The sequence below is a fragment of the Rhodoferax sp. TH121 genome (assembly GCF_002251855.1).
In the GTDB taxonomy this organism is placed as follows: domain Bacteria; phylum Pseudomonadota; class Gammaproteobacteria; order Burkholderiales; family Burkholderiaceae_C; genus Allorhodoferax.
Genome location: NZ_NOXW01000022.1, coordinates 882442 through 898592 on the forward strand (window position 1 = coordinate 882442; position 16151 = coordinate 898592).

General features: G+C 60.9%; 13 protein-coding genes. 6 read left to right on the top strand and 7 right to left on the bottom strand.

The window, feature by feature from the left end:
* The first annotated feature begins 115 nt into the window (after positions 1 to 115).
* On the top strand, positions 116 to 2083 hold the full coding sequence (locus CHU94_RS18550; protein WP_255034036.1) for a methyl-accepting chemotaxis protein: 1968 nt from the start codon (positions 116 to 118) through the stop codon (positions 2081 to 2083).
* Positions 2084 to 2158: 75 nt separating this feature from the next.
* Here the strand turns inward: CHU94_RS18550 and prfA are convergent, their stop codons facing one another.
* Positions 2159 to 3268 carry a peptide chain release factor 1 gene (prfA, locus tag CHU94_RS18555; RefSeq protein ID WP_094482592.1) on the bottom strand — a complete coding sequence of 370 codons (1110 nt, stop codon included), beginning with the start codon at positions 3266 to 3268 and terminating at the stop codon, positions 2159 to 2161.
* 127 nt (positions 3269 to 3395) lie between these two features.
* The gene (gene hemA, locus CHU94_RS18560; RefSeq protein WP_094482594.1) at positions 3396 to 4655 is read right to left on the bottom strand and encodes a glutamyl-tRNA reductase; all 1260 of its coding nucleotides are present in this window, start codon (positions 4653 to 4655) and stop codon (positions 3396 to 3398) included.
* Positions 4656 to 4732: 77 nt separating this feature from the next.
* Here hemA and CHU94_RS18565 point away from each other — a divergent pair, with 77 nt between their 5' ends.
* Both CHU94_RS18565 and CHU94_RS18570 read left to right on the top strand, forming a co-directional pair.
* Complete coding sequence (locus tag CHU94_RS18565; RefSeq protein WP_094482596.1) at positions 4733 to 5002, top strand: hypothetical protein; 270 nt, start codon at positions 4733 to 4735, stop codon at positions 5000 to 5002.
* A 29-nt stretch (positions 5003 to 5031) separates the two neighbouring features.
* Positions 5032 to 5694, top strand: a complete 663-nt coding sequence (locus tag CHU94_RS18570; RefSeq protein ID WP_094482598.1) for an HAD family phosphatase — start codon at positions 5032 to 5034, stop codon at positions 5692 to 5694.
* A 61-nt stretch (positions 5695 to 5755) separates the two neighbouring features.
* Here the strand turns inward: CHU94_RS18570 and ugpQ are convergent, their stop codons facing one another.
* The 5 genes from ugpQ to ugpB form a co-directional block, all read right to left on the bottom strand.
* On the bottom strand, positions 5756 to 6538 hold the full coding sequence (gene ugpQ / locus CHU94_RS18575; protein ID WP_094482600.1) for a glycerophosphodiester phosphodiesterase: 783 nt from the start codon (positions 6536 to 6538) through the stop codon (positions 5756 to 5758).
* The gene (locus CHU94_RS18580) at positions 6535 to 7560 is read right to left on the bottom strand and encodes a sn-glycerol-3-phosphate import ATP-binding protein UgpC (RefSeq protein ID WP_094482602.1); all 1026 of its coding nucleotides are present in this window, start codon (positions 7558 to 7560) and stop codon (positions 6535 to 6537) included. The genes ugpQ and CHU94_RS18580 overlap by 4 nt, the downstream gene beginning before the upstream one ends.
* Positions 7561 to 7664: 104 nt before the next feature.
* Complete coding sequence (ugpE, locus tag CHU94_RS18585; RefSeq protein WP_094482604.1) at positions 7665 to 8516, bottom strand: sn-glycerol-3-phosphate ABC transporter permease UgpE; 852 nt, start codon at positions 8514 to 8516, stop codon at positions 7665 to 7667.
* Positions 8516 to 9403, bottom strand: a complete 888-nt coding sequence (gene ugpA / locus CHU94_RS18590; RefSeq protein ID WP_094482606.1) for a sn-glycerol-3-phosphate ABC transporter permease UgpA — start codon at positions 9401 to 9403, stop codon at positions 8516 to 8518. Before ugpA ends, ugpE begins: the two co-directional genes overlap by 1 nt.
* Before the next feature lie 62 nt (positions 9404 to 9465).
* Positions 9466 to 10794 (bottom strand): sn-glycerol-3-phosphate ABC transporter substrate-binding protein UgpB, encoded by a 1329-nt coding sequence (gene ugpB / locus CHU94_RS18595; RefSeq protein ID WP_094482608.1) that lies wholly within the window; start codon positions 10792 to 10794, stop codon positions 9466 to 9468.
* A gap of 199 nt (positions 10795 to 10993) precedes the next feature.
* Here ugpB and CHU94_RS18600 point away from each other — a divergent pair, with 199 nt between their 5' ends.
* From CHU94_RS18600 to ubiE, 3 genes are all read left to right on the top strand, one after another.
* Positions 10994 to 14920 (top strand): DUF3683 domain-containing protein, encoded by a 3927-nt coding sequence (locus CHU94_RS18600; RefSeq protein ID WP_094482610.1) that lies wholly within the window; start codon positions 10994 to 10996, stop codon positions 14918 to 14920.
* A gap of 9 nt (positions 14921 to 14929) precedes the next feature.
* Positions 14930 to 15343 (top strand): gamma-butyrobetaine hydroxylase-like domain-containing protein, encoded by a 414-nt coding sequence (locus tag CHU94_RS18605; protein ID WP_094482613.1) that lies wholly within the window; start codon positions 14930 to 14932, stop codon positions 15341 to 15343.
* Positions 15344 to 15411: 68 nt separating this feature from the next.
* A complete protein-coding gene (gene ubiE, locus CHU94_RS18610; protein WP_094482615.1) occupies positions 15412 to 16143 on the top strand; it encodes a bifunctional demethylmenaquinone methyltransferase/2-methoxy-6-polyprenyl-1,4-benzoquinol methylase UbiE in 732 nt (243 codons plus the stop codon).
* The last annotated feature ends 8 nt before the right edge of the window (positions 16144 to 16151 follow it).

The following is a 16151-nucleotide window of genomic DNA, read 5'->3' on the forward strand; positions in this document are numbered from 1 at the left end:
TGCACGCACGCGTTGTCCATATGCGCTACGATGACTTTGCGAACAAAAAAGTACATGCAATCGCGCAAGGTGGTGGCAGGTGAGGCGCCGGGTCTGAACCTAAGGAATTATGCATATGAGCCTCTCATTGTCCTCCGAAGCCCACCCTATCAGCCGGCAGCGTTTGCCGTTGTCGCTGAGTACCAAGCTTGGTCTGGCTGCCACGGGGCTGGTCGTACTCAGCCTGGCCATCACTTCCATGGTGATTGGCTTCAAAAGTAGCACAGCGGCAGAAGAAGCCACCATGGACTTGGCCCGCACCTCTGCACGTGAAGCGGCCGGTGCGCTGCAAACCCGTATCCGCGCCAACCTGGCCAACGTCACAGCACTGGCCGGTGCCATGGCCACCACCAAGGTGGCCAACTTGCCGTTGCAGCGCGGTCAGATCAACGAGATGGTGAAGTCCACGCTCAGCAGCGCCGAAGACTTCATTGGAGCGGCTGTAACTTGGGAGCCCAATGCTCTGGACGGCAAGGACGCTGACTATGCGGGCAAAACACCCGAGTACGACGACTCCGGACGATTCATGCCTTACTGGACGCGCAAAGCCGGTGGTGGCTTCCATGTGGACCCGATCGTGTTTGACCCAAAAACGCCGGGTGCCAACGATTGGTACGACGTGCCCAAAAAGTCGGGCAAGGTCAATTTCACCGAGCCCTACGTTTATCCCATCGAGGGCAAGGATGTGCTGATGGCCACGCTGGCGGCCCCCATACTGATACAGGGCCAGTTTCAGGGGCTTTCCAGTGCCGATTTCACGCTCACTCAGCTGGGGAAAATCCTGGCTGACTTGAAAGTGATGGAAGGGGGCTCCCTGGCATTGCTGTCCAACGGTGGCTTGTATGCCTCGCACCCCGACCCAGCGCGCATCAACAAAAAAGCCGAGGACGTGCCGGTCGATGGCTTGGCCGCTGTGCTGGCGGGCAAGCCCTTCGAGTACCAGGACACCCAGGGTGTGATCCACTTGCTGCAGCCAGTGGCCATCCACCCCGACACACAGCCTTGGAGTGTGCGTCTGAGTTTTCCGCGCAGTGTGGCAACGGCCTCATCGCGCCAGCTCACTGCCTATGCCCTCCTGGTGGCGGTGGTGTGTGCAGTGGCTACGGCCTTGATTCTGGTGGCGGTGGTGACGCGCCTCATGCGTCCGTTGCGCGCGCTTAGCCAAGCCATGGTGAATTTGTCCAGCGGTGAAGCTGACCTGCGCACCAAGCTGGATGTTCGGGGCAACGATGAATTGGCTGCCATTGGCTCGGGTTTCAACCAATTTGTTGGCAAGATCCACGGTGTGTTGACCCAGGTGCGGGGAAGTGCAGATAGCGTGGCCAACGCCAGTGCAGAGATTGCGCAGGGTAATAACGATCTTTCTGCCCGCACGGAACACCAGGCTAGCGCTTTGGAGGAAACCGCAGCCAGTATGGAAGAGCTCAATTCGACTGTGCAGCAAAACGCCGAGAACGCGCGCCAGGCGAACCAACTGGCCATGAGCGCCTCCACCGTGGCAGTGCAAGGTGGTGAAGTGGTGGGTCAAGTGGTTGAAACCATGAAGGACATCAACGAGGCGTCCCGCAAGATCAGTGACATCATCAGCGTCATTGATGGCATCGCCTTCCAGACTAACATCTTGGCGCTCAACGCTGCCGTAGAAGCCGCGCGGGCCGGTGAGCAAGGTCGAGGCTTCGCAGTGGTTGCGTCGGAGGTGCGTAGCCTGGCCGGCCGAAGTGCTGAAGCTGCGAAAGAAATCAAATTTCTTATTAACGCCAGCGTAGAGCGGGTCGAACAAGGCACTGCCTTGGTCGACAAAGCTGGCGTGACCATGACCGAAGTGGTAACCAGCATCCGCCGAGTCACCGACATTATGGGCGAGATCAGCGCGGCCAGCAGCGAACAAAGTGCAGGTGTTGCCCAGGTGGGCGAAGCCGTGACGCAGATGGACCAAGCCACGCAGCAGAACGCGGCGCTGGTGGAGGAAATGGCCGCTGCTGCCAGTAGCCTCAAGAGCCAAGCCAACGAACTTGTGCAGGTGGTGGGGGTGTTCAAGCTCTGAGTGACGCGGCACGGCCTGCCAGCACCTTGCTGAGAGGCTTCGTGTGAGCTTTTGGGGGGGCTGGGATGCTGAAAGCTAGCCCAGGTTGTTTTCCAGCGCCGCTAGCTGCTGTGCCGCCTCGTAGGCTTGCAGCGCGTCCACCACGTCACCCAGGTCGCCTTCCATGGCGCGGTCCAGCTTGTAGAGCGTGAGGTTGATGCGGTGGTCTGTCAGGCGGCCCTGCGGGTAGTTGTAGGTGCGGATTCGATCGCTGCGGTCACCACTGCCCACCAGGCTCTTGCGTTCGGCGGCGTCCTTGGCAGCGCGCTCGCTGCGTTCCTTTTCGTGGATGCGGGCGGTCAGCACTTTCAGGGCCTGCGCCTTGTTGCTGTGTTGGCTGCGCCCGTCCTGGCACTCGGCCACGATGCCGGTTGGGATGTGCGTGATGCGCACCGCCGAGTCGGTCTTGTTGATGTGCTGGCCACCGGCACCGCTGGCGCGGTAGGTGTCAATGCGCAGGTCGGACGGGTTGATCTTGGCTGCCTCCACTTCATCCTGCTCGGCCAGCACGGCGATGGTGCAGGCGCTGGTGTGGATGCGGCCCTGCGTTTCGGTAGCGGGCACGCGCTGCACGCGGTGGCCACCGCTCTCGAACTTGAGCATGCCGTAGGCGCCGCAGCTGCCGCTGCCAGTCTGCGTGCTGCCTTCGATGCGCAGCACCACTTCCTTGTAGCCGCCCAGTTCGCTCTGCGACTCGCTCATGATCTCGGTCTTGAGGCCGATGCTGTCGCAGTAGCGGGTGTACATGCGGGCCAGGTCGGCGGCAAAGAGCGCGGATTCATCACCGCCCGTGCCAGCGCGGATTTCCACAAACGCGGGGCGCTGGTCGTCGGGGTCCTTGGGCAGCAGCATGCGCTGCAGCTCGGCCTCCAATTGCGCCAGTTCAGCCGTGGCGCTGGCAATTTCTTCCTCGGCCATTTCCGCCATATCGGGGTCAGCACGCATCTCCTGCGCGCCGGCCAGATCGCCCTCGCGCTGCTGGTAGCGGCTCCAGCGGCCAGCCACGGCCGCCACGTCGGTGTGCTCGCGAGAGAGTTTGAGGAATTGCTCCATGTCTTTCATGATGTCCTCGCGGGACAGCAAAAACTCCAGCTCCCCCTGGCGGTCGGCATAACGGGCAAGTTGTTGGCGAAGAAACGGTTTCATAGGACTGGAATCAGGTTGGCAAGCAAGGCAAAGGCAGTAAGGCCGTGGCCGAAGCGAAAAAAAGTGGCGGTTAAAGCTCTCCTCTCGCCAGAGGGGAGAGGGGTGGGGGAGAGTGGGGCCAGCCCAGCTAACGGCTGTTACGAAGGAAGAAGTGCTGGATCGCCGAACTCGCACGGTCCCGTGCCGCAGCATCCCCTGCATGCAACTCGGCCATCGCCCCGTGCAGCATTTTTTGCGTCAGGCCTTTGGACAAGGCCTCCAGCACGGTGTCCACATCTTCACCCTTGGCCAATAACTTGCGCGCGCGGGCCAATTCGGCAGCACGCCATTCGTCGGCTTGGGCGTTGAGTTGCTGGATCAGTGGCACCGCGCTGCGCTGGTCGACCCAGTGCATAAAGCTCTGCACACCCGCATCCACAATGGCCTCGGCTTGGGCTACAGCGGCTTGTCGGTTGGCTTGCGCGGTTTGCACCACGCTGGCCAGATCGTCCACGGTATAGAGGTAGACGTCGCCCAAAGCTTTGACCTCGGGCTCGATGTCGCGCGGCACAGCCAGGTCGACCATGAACATGGGACGGTGGCGGCGCTTCTTGAGCGCGCGTTCCACGGCGCCCAAACCGATGATGGGTAGGGTGCTGGCGGTGCAGCTGACGATCGCGTCAAACTCGTGCAGGCGTTCGGGCAGGTCGGCCAGACGCATGACCTCGCCGCCAAAGCGGCTGGCCAGCTTCTCGCCTCGCTCCAGCGTGCGGTTGGCAATGGCGATGGCTTTGGGGTTCTTCGCCGCAAAGTGCGTGGCACACAGCTCGATCATCTCGCCCGCACCCACAAACAGCACCTTCACCTCGGCCAGGTCTTCAAACAGATTGCCCGCCAAGCGCACAGCCGCGGCCGCCATGCTGATGCTGTGTGCACCGATTTCGGTGGAGGTGCGCACCTCCTTGGCCACGGCAAAGGATCGCTGGAACAGCTGCGAGAGTGTGGTGCCCAAGGCCCCGGCTTCGTCTGCAGCGCGTACGGCGTCTTTGAGCTGGCCCAGGATCTGGGGTTCACCCAGCACCATGCTGTCCAGACCGCTGGCCACGCGGAAGGCGTGGCGCGCGGCCTGGCCATCTTCGAGCCGGTAGGTGTGGGCGCGCAGTTCGTTGGGTGTCACGCCGCCGCTTTGCGCCAGCCAGGCCAAGGTGTGGTCCAGCGCGGTTTCATCGCCGGCGCAGTAAATTTCGGTGCGGTTGCAGGTGGAGACAATCGCCGCCTCGGGCGGGCGGGCCATGCTCTGGCGCAGGCCGTGGAGCTGCGGTGCAATCTGGTCCATGGCGAACGCAAACCGGCCCCGCATATCCAGCGGTGCGGTGGTGTGGTTGATGCCTAATGCCCAGACTGCCATATGTGTAGGCCTCGATTATAAAATCGAGGCCTCACCCACCACCTGACGGGCCTGTATTGGCCTTTGTGCCAACCGCCATGGGCCCTTTGGACCTTCTCAACCACCTCCTGAACTTTGCGGCCCCTGCTTTGGCCGTGGGGCTGGTGTTGGCCTTTCTGGCCCCTGTTTTCATGAAGAATAAGGCGCTAGACCGCACGCGAACTGCGCAAGTAGCTATTAATTTTGTAGTGGGTTTGCTCGCTCTGCTGGCTGGCCTGCTGTTCTTTGGCCGCGACGGCAAGATGGCCAGCTACGCCGCGCTGGTGTTGGCGACGGCCGCTAGCCAATGGTGGGCCATGCGCCGCTGAGCTTCTTTTTCCTGATCAAAGCTTGACCTATGTCAATCCGTTTCCGCGCTGTTCTTTTTGACCATGACGGAACCTTGGTGGATTCCGAGGGCCAGCACTTTGTCCTGTGGAACCAGGTACTGGCGCCCTACGGCTTTGCCTTGACGCTGGCGCAATACAAGGATTTTTATGCCGGTGTGCCTACCGATGCCAATGCACTGGATTTGGTGGAGCGTTTTGGCGTGCAAGAGTCACCCGAGGTGCTGGCCCGACTGAAGAACGAGTCTGCCCAGGCCTATTTGCAGACGGCGGCTTTTCCGCTCATGCCCGGTGTACCCGCATCCATTGACCAGTTGCAGGCCGCCCGGCTGCGCATGGGGGTGGTGACGGGCGCGCGGGCCTATGCCATTGCCGCAACATTGCGTTCCCACGATCTGGCCGCTGCGTTTGAGACCGTGGTGTCTGCCGACGATGTGGTGCACAGCAAACCCGCCCCCGATTGCTACCTGCTGGCCCTGCAGCGCATGGGCTTGTTGGCGCAGGACGTCGTGGCCTTCGAGGACACCGAGCACGGCGTGGCAGCAGCCATTGCCGCCGGGCTGGCCTGTGTAGCCATTCCCACTGAAATGTCAGCCGGTCACGACTTCACGGCTGCGACCGTTGTTGTGCCCACGATGCAAGATGCCGTAGCGTGGGTCTTGGCCGCAAAATAAGTGCCAAACAGGCCTTTTGCCGTCTTGTATCCTGCGCGAGCAGCTATCGTTTGTATAGCAATCAGCTGGGGCTGAACAGATCCACCCGGTCGGTGATGATGCCGTCCGTACCCAAATCGATCAGGCGCTGGGCGGCCCAGTCGTCGTTGACCGTGTAGCTCAAGGTGCGAAAGCCTGCGCTTTGGGCCTGGGTCACCGTGCTGCGGTCCCACAGCGCATGGTTGCAGACAATGGCCTGGCACTCGAGACGCAGCGCGGTTTCCAGCCAGCCTGTCCACAGGGTATCAAGCAGCAAACCGCGCGGCAATGCGGGCGCTGTGGCCTGCGCGCCTTCCAGCGCTTCGGGGTTAAAAGAGGTGAGCAGGGGCGGCACCGCCTGGCCCGCCCACAGGCGGGCAGCGTGTTGCGCCACCACCTCGCCCGTATGGCGCTCGGTGCCGGGCGTGGGTTTGATTTCGATGTTCAGAAAGTAGCCGTTGCGTAGGCAGTACGCGGCCACGGCGCCCAGTGTTGCCAGCGGCTCGCCTGCGTAGGCACGGCTGTGCCAGCTACCGGCGTCGAGTTGTGACAGCACGCCCCAAGCGTGATCGCCGCCTACCGCGCTGTGGCCCTGGCCAATTTTTGCGCGCGCATTGGTGGTGCGCTGCAGCGTCGCGTCGTGCATCAAAAACGGCACGCCGTCGCTGCTCAGTTTCACATCACACTCGAACATGCGGTAGCCATGGCTGGCGCCCAGGCGGAACGCGGCCAGGGTGTTTTCGGGTGCCAGCTTGCCGGCGCCGCGGTGCGCCACCCAGCGCGGGTAGGGCCAAGTGGGGAGGTCGAGTGTGCTGCTAGCTGTCATGGGGTGTCGATTCTCTTGCCAGTGTTGGCGTCAAAGTGGTGGATGCGGTCCGGGCGCGGCGTGACATGCAGCGTGGTGCCCAAGACGGGCACGGCGGCCGACTCTTCGGTGCGGATGATCATCAGCTCATCGCTGCCGCCGCCTGCCCACTTGGCGTAGACCAAGCGCTCGGCACCCAACATTTCCACCGCCTCGACTTGCAGTGCCCAGCCAGTGGGCGTGATGTCCAGGTGTTCGGGGCGGATGCCGGTGATGCAGCCGGGTTTGCCGTCCGGTGCGTTTTTCAGCAGGTTCATGGGCGGCGAGCCGATGAAGCTGGCCACAAAGGTACTGGCGGGGCGGGTGTAGACCTCTTCGGGCGTACCGAACTGTTCCATCACGCCGCCGTTCATCACGATCATGCGCTGGGCCAGCGTCATGGCTTCGACCTGGTCGTGCGTCACAAACAGGCTGGTGATGCCCAGCTCGCGGTGCAGTTTCTGGATTTCGAGTCGGGTCTGGGCGCGCAGTTTGGCGTCTAGGTTGGAGAGCGGCTCGTCAAACAAGAATACCTGGGGCTGGCGCACGATGGCACGGCCCATGGCGACGCGCTGGCGTTGGCCACCGGACAGAGCCTTGGGTTTGCGCTCCAGATACGGGCCTAGCTCCAGAATTTTGGCGGCCTTGTCCACGCGACGCTTGATTTCATCCATGGGCACGTTGGCGATCTTGAGGCCATAGGCCATGTTCTCGAACACGCTCATGTGGGGGTAGAGCGCGTAGTTCTGGAACACCATGGCGATGTCGCGGTCGGAGGGCTCCAGGTCGTTGACGACCTTGCCGCCAATGCAGACCTGGCCCTCGCTGATTTCTTCCAGGCCAGCCACCATGCGCAGCAAGGTGGATTTGCCACAGCCGCTGGGACCGACGATCACGATGAATTCGCCATCGGCGATCTGTGCGTTCACACCATGGATGACCTGGTTGGCCGTTTTGCCACTGCCGTAGCGTTTGATGACGTTTTTGAGTTCGATGGAAGCCATAGAGCGGAGGGGGAATTAAATGTGTACGGGAGCCAAGGAGCGAGGTTGAGGCCCGGCTTCTGCGCTGCTGCGGTTTACATGGGTTGGCGACGAGTAGGGGTGGATCATTTTTCGGTGTCCACCAAGCCTTTGACAAACCACTTTTGCATCAGCATGACTACCAGTGCGGGCGGCAGCATGGCCAGCATGGCAGTGGCCATCACGATGTTCCATTCGGTTTGCGCATCGCCACCAGAGATCATTTGTTTGATGCCCACCACGACGGGGTACATGCTTTCTTCGGTGGTGACCAGCAGCGGCCACAGGTATTGGTTCCAGCCATAGATGAACTGGATCACGAACAGCGCAGCGATGCTAGTGCTGGACAAGGGTACCAGGATGTCCTTGAAGAAACGCAGTGGCCCGGCGCCATCCACCCGCGCAGCTTCCACCAGCTCATCGGGCACCGTCAAGAAAAACTGGCGGAACAGGAAGGTGGCAGTGGCCGAGGCAATCAGCGGGACTGTGAGGCCGGCATAACTATTCAGCAAGCCCAGGTCGGCCACTACCTGGTAGGTGGGGCCGATGCGCACCTCCACGGGCAGCATCAGCGTGACAAAGATGGCCCAGAAGAAAAACATGCGTGCCGGAAAACGGAAGTACACGATGGCAAAGGCCGACAGCAGCGAGATGGCGATCTTGCCCAGCGAGATCACCAGGGCGGTGACCAGGCTCACCATCATCATGCCGCCGACGGCGGCCTTGGAGCCAGTGCCCTCACGGCCGCCCAGCAGGGCGGTGCGGTAGTTGTCCCACAGGTGTGCGCCGGGGAACAATGGCATGGGGGACTGCACCACCTCTTGCGTGGTGTGGGTTGAGGCGACAAAGGTGATGTAAACCGGGAAGGCAATCACCAGGACACCAATGATCAGGATGGCATGCGACAGAAAGTCCAGCCAAGGGCGACGTTCAACCATCAGTAATTCACCTTTTTCTCTACAAACCGGAACTGCACCACGGTCAGTGCTACCACGATGAACATCAACACCACCGATTGCGCAGCCGAGCCACCCAAGTCCATCGCCTTGAAGCCGTCAAAGTAGACTTTGTAGACCAGGATGGCCGTGTCTTTGCCAGGGCCGCCTTTGGTGGCCGCATCCACGATCGCAAACGTGTCAAAAAACGCATAGACGATGTTGATGACCAGCAGGAAGAAGGTGGTGGGCGAGAGCAAGGGGAACTGGATGGTCCAGAAGCGACGCCAGGGGCGGGCACCGTCCATGGCGGCCGCCTCGATGAGCGACTTCGGGATCGACTGCAAGCCCGCCAGGAAGAACAGGAAGTTGTACGAAATCTGTTTCCACACCGCGGCCATGACGATCAACGCCATGGCGTGGTTGCTGTTGAGCAGAGGGTCCCACCCCATGCCGAGCTGGCGGATGCCATACGACACGATGCCAATGCTGGGCGCAAACATGAACAGCCACAGCACCCCTGCCACCGCAGGCGCTACTGCGTAGGGCCAGATCAGGAAGGTGCGGTAAATGCCGGAACCGCGCACGACACGATCGGCAAAAATGGCCAGCGTCAGCGACAAGGACAGGCCCATGACCGCGACCAGCGCGGAAAAAATGGCGGTGGTCTTGAAGGACTCCAGGTAGGACGCGTCATTCCACAGGTTGCGGAAGTTGTCCAGACCGACGAATTCCACCGAGGTGCCAAATGCGTCACTTTGTTGCACCGACTGCAGCAATGCCTGCGCCGCAGGCCAGAAAAAGAAAATGGCAATGATTGCGACCTGCGGTGCAATCAGCACCCAGGGCAGCCATGCCGACTTGAAAACGACTCTTTTTTCAACCGCCATAACAACCGATCAGAAAAGCAAAGTGGCGGCACAGGCCGCCACTTGTTGGAAGAAGCTGGAGTTTACTTGTTCGCTTTTTCGAAACGGGCCAACAGCTCATCGCCACGTGTCACGATGGAGTCAAGTGCTTCCTTGGCCGACTTTTTGCCAGCCCACACTTGTTCGAGTTCTTCGTCCTCAATGGCACGGATCTGCACGTAGTTGCCCAGGCGAATACCGCGGGATTTGTCCGTCACCTTGCGTACCATTTGCGTCACGGCCACATCGGTACCAGGGTTTTGCTTGTAGAAGCCGGAGTCTTCGGTCAGCTTGAAAGCGGCGGTCGTGATGGGCAGGTAACCTGTGCGCTTGTGGCTGGCGGACTGCACTTCGGGCTTGGACAGGAAGTCAAAGAACTTGGCAATACCTTTGTACTCTTCGGCTTTTTTGCCTGACATGACCCAAAGGCTGGCGCCACCAATGACGGTGTTTTGCGGGGCGCCGGGAACGTCTTGGTAGTGGGGTAGAGGTGCCAAGCCGAAGGCAAACTTCGCATTCTTCTTGACGTTGCCGTAAAAGCCGCTCGAAGTCGTCATCATGGCGCACTCGCCCGAGACAAAGCTGGCTTCTGGCACGTTGCCGCGGCCCTTGTACACAAACAGGCCTTGTTTAGCCATGTTGGCCAAGTTTTCAATGTGGCGCACGTGCAGGGGCGAGTTGATCTTCAGGCGGGCATCCATGCCTGCCAGGCCATTTTGTTTGCTCGCGAACTCCACGTTGTGCCAGGCGGAGAAGCTCTCCAGCTGGGTCCAGCCTTGCCAGGCGATGGAGATGGGGCATTTGTGACCGCTGGCTTTGAGCTTGGCGGCAGCCAGCGCGACTTCGGCCCAGGTGGCGGGGGCTTTTTCTGCATCCAGTCCGGCGGCTTTGAAGGCGTCCTTGTTGTAATAAAAGACGGTCGTGGAGCTGTTGAAGGGAAAGCTCAACATCTGGCCACTAGGTGCCGTGTAGTAACCCGCCACGGCAGGAATGTAGACCTTGGGATCGAACTTGTAGCCCGCGTCCGTCATGACTTTGCCCACCGGGACCACGGCGCCCTTGCTGGCCATCATGGTGGCGGTGCCCACTTCAAACACCTGCAGGATATGGGGGGCATTGCCTGCGCGGAAGGCCGCCACGGCAGCCGTCATGGATTCATCGTACGTGCCCTTGAACGTAGGCAGGACGCGGTATTCCTTCTGGCTGGCGTTGAATTCCTTGGCCAAATCGTTGACCCATTCGCCGTTGACCGCGGTCATGGAGTGCCACCACTGGATGTCGGTTTGCGCTTGGGCGGGGGAGGCAATCGAGAAGGCAGCCGCTGTGATAGCGGCGATGGCCATTGCTCTGCGGGTGAGAGGGGTGTGCGACATAAGAGGACTCCTGAAAAGAATGGCGCGATGCTAGGTGAGCAGCGTGACAGATTTGTGTCAAATGTATTAAACGCCAGCTCTTCTGACCATTTGGTCAGGGGTTTCCACTAGAAAAGTCCGTGATTAGAGGGTGCGTTACCATCTAAGGCCTACCAAAAAAAGGCCTTTTTGTGCCTCTTGGCAGCTACCACCGACCCTGATGAACGCCCCCACCTCGCTCAATCACCTTCTCAGCGCCGCCAACCCTGGCGCGCACGTGCAAGAACGCATCCGCGAAATTCCCTACAACTACACGTCGTTTTCTGACCGTGAGATCGTGATTCGACTGCTGGGGTCTCACAGCTGGGAGTTGTTGAACCAACTGCGGGGCGAGCGCCAAACGGGTCGCTCCGCCCGCATGCTCTACGAAGTGCTGGGCGATGTCTGGGTGGTGCAACGCAACCCCTACCTGCAGGACGACCTGCTGGACAACCCCAAGCGCCGCAGCCAGTTGGTCGATGCGCTGAACCACCGTCTGGCCGAGGTGGAAAAGCGCCGTACCCCGCAGACCGACCCCGAGCGTGACGCCATGGTCGGCCAGTTGCTGGTGGCGGCCCGCGCGGCGGTCAAAACTTTTGACGCAGCCTTTGTCGAAGTAGGCTCCCTGCGCAAGAAGACGCAGAAGCTTCTCTACAAACTCACTGCCAAAGACAACGTCAAGTTTGACGGCCTCAGCCGGGTGAGCCACGTGACTGACGCCACCGACTGGCGCGTGGAATATCCCTTTGTGGTGCTGTGCCCCGATTCCGAAGAAGAGATGGCCGGCTTGGTGAAGGGCTGTATCGACTTGGGCCTGACCATCATCCCGCGCGGGGGCGGTACCGGCTACACGGGCGGTGCCATTCCGCTGACTTGGAAGAGCGCGGTCATCAACACCGAGAAGCTCGAAGCCATGACCGAGGTGGAGATGAAACGCCTGCCCGGCATGGACCGCGATGTGGCCACCGTCTGGAGCGAGGCTGGTGTGGTGACGCAGCGTGTGGCCGATGCGGCCGAACGCGGTGGTTATGTGTTTGCGGTGGACCCGACGTCTGCCGAGGCCTCGTGCATTGGCGGCAACATCGCCATGAACGCTGGTGGCAAGAAGGCCGTGCTGTGGGGCACGGCACTGGACAACCTGGCCAGCTGGCGCATGGTGACACCGCAGGCCGAGTGGCTGGAAGTGACCCGCATCAACCACAACATGGGCAAGATCCATGACGTGGACGTGGCCAGCTTCGAGCTGCAGTACTACAAGGCAGATGGCAAGACGCCGATCCGCACCGAGCGCCTGGACATTCCGGGCGCGACCTTCCGCAAGGAAGGCTTGGGCAAGGACGTGACCGACAAGTTCCTGAGCGGCTTGCCTGGTATCCAGAAAGAGGGCACCGACGGCCTGATCACCAGCGCGCGCTGGGTAGTGCACAAGATGCCGGGCCACACGCGCACCGTGTGTCTGGAGTTCTTCGGCAATGCCAAGGACGCCGTGCCCAGCATCGTGGACATCAAGGACTTCATGTTTGCCGAGCAAAAGCGCAGTGGCGTGCTGCTGGCCGGCCTGGAGCATCTGGACGACCGTTACCTCAAGGCTGTGGGCTATGCGACCAAGAGCAAGCGCGGCGGCTTTCCGAAGATGGTGCTGATTGGCGATATTGCCGGCAACGATGCCGACGACGTGGCGCGGGTGACCAGCGAGGTGATTCGCCTGGCCAACAGCCGCAGCGGCGAGGGCTTTGTAGCCGTGAGCGCCGAGGCACGCAAGAAATTCTGGCTGGACCGCAAGCGCACGGCAGCGATTTCCAAGCACACCAACGCCTTCAAGATCAATGAAGACGTGGTCATCCCCTTGCCCCGCATGGCCGAGTACACCGATGGCATCGAGCGCATCAACATCGAGCTGAGCCTGCAGAACAAGCTGGCCCTGTGCGACGCACTGACCGAGTTCTTCGAGCGCAGCGACCTGCCCTTGGGCAAGACCGACGACGCCAACGACATCCCCAGCGCGGAGCTGCTGGAGGATCGTGTGGCGCAAGCGCTGGAGCTGGTGGCCGAGGTGCGTGGCCAATGGCAAGGCTGGTTGGATGGCGTTCAGACCCTGTTCCCCCAGCTGCAGGACCACAGCCTGCGCGCCAGCTGGAAGACCCAGCTGCGCACGCCGCTGCAGTCCATCTTCACGGGTGCGGCTTTCGAAGCCATCCTGAAGGAATGCACGGCCATCCACAAGCGCGTGCTCAAGGGCCGTGTCTGGGTGGCACTGCACATGCACGCCGGCGACGGCAACGTGCACACCAATATTCCGGTCAACAGCGACGACTACGAGATGCTGCAGTCCGCTCACGGCGCGGTCAAACGCATCATGGCGCTGGCGCGTAGCCTGGACGGTGTGATCTCCGGCGAGCACGGCATCGGCATCACCAAGCTGGAGTTTTTGAGCGAAGCCGAGCTGGCCCCCTTCATCGCCTACAAGGCCAAGGTGGACCCGGAGGGGCGCTTTAACAAAGGCAAACTGCTACGCAATCAGGAGCTGCCCGCGCAGGACGGACAAGGCTTTGCACCGCATTTGACTGCAGACGGCTCGACCATTTACGCCGACCTGACCAACGCCTACACGCCGTCTTTCGGCCTCATGGGTCACGAGTCGCTGATCATGCAGCAGAGCGATATTGGCGCCATCGCCGACTCGGTGAAGGACTGCTTGCGCTGCGGCAAGTGCAAGCCGGTATGCAGTACCCACGTGCCGCGTGCCAATCTGCTCTACAGCCCGCGCAACAAGATCCTGGCGACCTCGCTGCTGGTCGAGGCTTTCCTTTATGAGGAGCAGACCCGCCGCGGCATTAGCGTCAAGCACTGGGAAGAGTTTGAAGACGTGGCCGACCACTGTACTGTCTGCCACCGGTGTGAGTCGCCCTGTCCGGTGAAGATCGACTTTGGCGATGTGACTATGAACATGCGCAACCTGCTGCGCAAGATGGGGCAGAAGTCCTTCCGTCCCGGCAACGCCGCGGCCATGTTCTTCCTGAACGCCACCAATCCCGAGACCATCAAGCTGATGCGCACGGCCATGGTGGGTGTGGGCTTCAAGGCCCAGCGCTTGGCCAACCAGGTGCTGCGCTTGGCCGCCAAGAAGCAGACCGCCAAGCCACCTGCCACGGTGGGCACCGCGCCCATCAAGGAGCAGGTGATCCACTTCATCAACAAGAAGATGCCAGGTGGCTTGCCCAAGAAGACGGCCCGAGCGCTGCTGGATATTGAAGATGCGGATTACGTGCCCATCATCCGAAACCCGCAGGCCACCACGGCCGAGACCGAGGCGGTGTTCTACTTCCCCGGCTGCGGCTCGGAGCGCCTGTTTAGCCAGGTGGGCCTGGCCACCCAAGCCATGCTCTGGCATGCCGGTGTGCAGACGGTGTTGCCGCCGGGCTACCTGTGCTGCGGCTACCCGCAGCGTGGCTCAGGCCAGTTCGACAAGGCCGAGAAGATGATCACCGACAACCGGGTGCTGTTTCACCGTGTGGCCAACACGCTGAACTACCTGGACATCAAGACAGTAGTGGTCTCCTGTGGCACCTGTTACGACCAGTTGCAGGGCTACGAGTTCGACAAGATTTTCCCGGGCTGCCGCATCATCGACATCCACGAATTCCTGCTTGAAAAAGGCATTACCCTGCCATCGGGTCAGGGTGGATTCCTCTACCACGAGCCATGTCATAACCCCATGAAGTTGGGCGATCCGATGAAGACGGTCAAGGCCCTGGTCGGTGACCAGGTGCTCAAGAGCGATCGCTGCTGCGGCGAGTCGGGCACGTTGGGAGTCACGCGTCCCGATATCTCGACACAGGTGCGCTTCCGCAAGGAAGAAGAAATTCGCAAGGGCGAGGCCACGCTGCGGGCCTCGGGTGCAGTGGCCGCAGATGCCAATGTGAAGATCCTGACCAGCTGCCCCAGCTGCCTGCAGGGTCTGAACCGCTACGGCAATGACCTGAACAACGGCCTGCTCGAAGCCGACTACATCGTGGTCGAGATGGCCAACCAGATTTTGGGCAAAGACTGGCTGCCCGAGTACGTGCAGACCGCCAATGCTGGCGGCATTGAGCGTGTTCTGGTCTAAGGGGCTTCCATGGCAGGACTGAGCGCAGGCGCACCTACCCCCACCGATCTCACGGTGCACGGCCAGAGCCGGGTGCTGGAGGTGGGGTTTTCGGATGGCGCGCGTTTCCGCATTCCCTTCGAGCTGATGCGTGTCTACTCGCCCTCGGCCGAGGTGCAGGGCCACGGTCCCGGCCAAGAGACGCTGCAAACCGGCAAGCGTGACATCGAGCTGGTGGCGCTGGATCCAGTCGGTAACTATGCTGTGCAGCCGCGTTTCTCGGATGGGCATGACACCGGCATTTATTCCTGGGATTACCTCTACTTTTTGGGTTCCCAAGAAGCGCGGCTTTGGGAGGAATACGCAGATAAATTGCAAGCTGCGGGTGCCGAGCGCGACGCGCCCATGCCGGCCAAAGGCGGCCACAGCTGTGCCAGCCACTAGTCTGCTATGATTTTGGTAGCTGCTTACGCATATTTCATAAGGGCTAGGCCCTGTTTTTGTATAAAATTATGACAACAACCCATTTTGGCTTTACGTCGGTCGATGAGGCCGAAAAAGCCCGCCATGTGCGCGGCGTGTTCGACTCCGTGGCCCCCAAGTACGACCTGATGAACGACCTGATGTCGGCGGGTCTGCACCGCGCCTGGAAGGCCTACACCGTGCTGGTGGCCAACCTCAAAGAGGGGGACAGGGCGCTGGATATTGCGGGTGGTACTGGTGATTTGGCCATGGCGTTTTCCAAAAAAGTGGGCAAAACCGGCCAGGTGGTGCACACCGATATCAACGAAGCCATGCTCTCGACAGGCCGTAACCGGCTGCTGGATGCCGGTGTCATTTTGCCCACCATGGTGTGTGATGCTGAGAAACTGCCGTTCCCAGACAACTATTTCAATGTGGTGAGCGTCGCTTTCGGCTTGCGCAACATGACCCACAAAGATGTGGCGTTGGCAGAAATGCAACGGGTCTTGAAGCCCGGTGGCAAGCTGTTGGTGCTGGAGTTTTCCAAGGTCGCGCCGCCTCTGGAGAAGGTTTACGACTGGTACTCTTTCAAGGTCTTGCCGCGTTTGGGCAAGCTGATCGCCGGAGATGACGCCAGTTACCGCTACCTGGCGGAGTCGATCCGCATGCATCCCGGCCAACAAGAGCTAAAGACCATGATGCACAAAGTGGGCTTTGGCCATGTGGACTATCACAACTTGACTGGCGGTATTGCCGCATTGCATGTTGGAATCAAGTGCTGAGATCACTA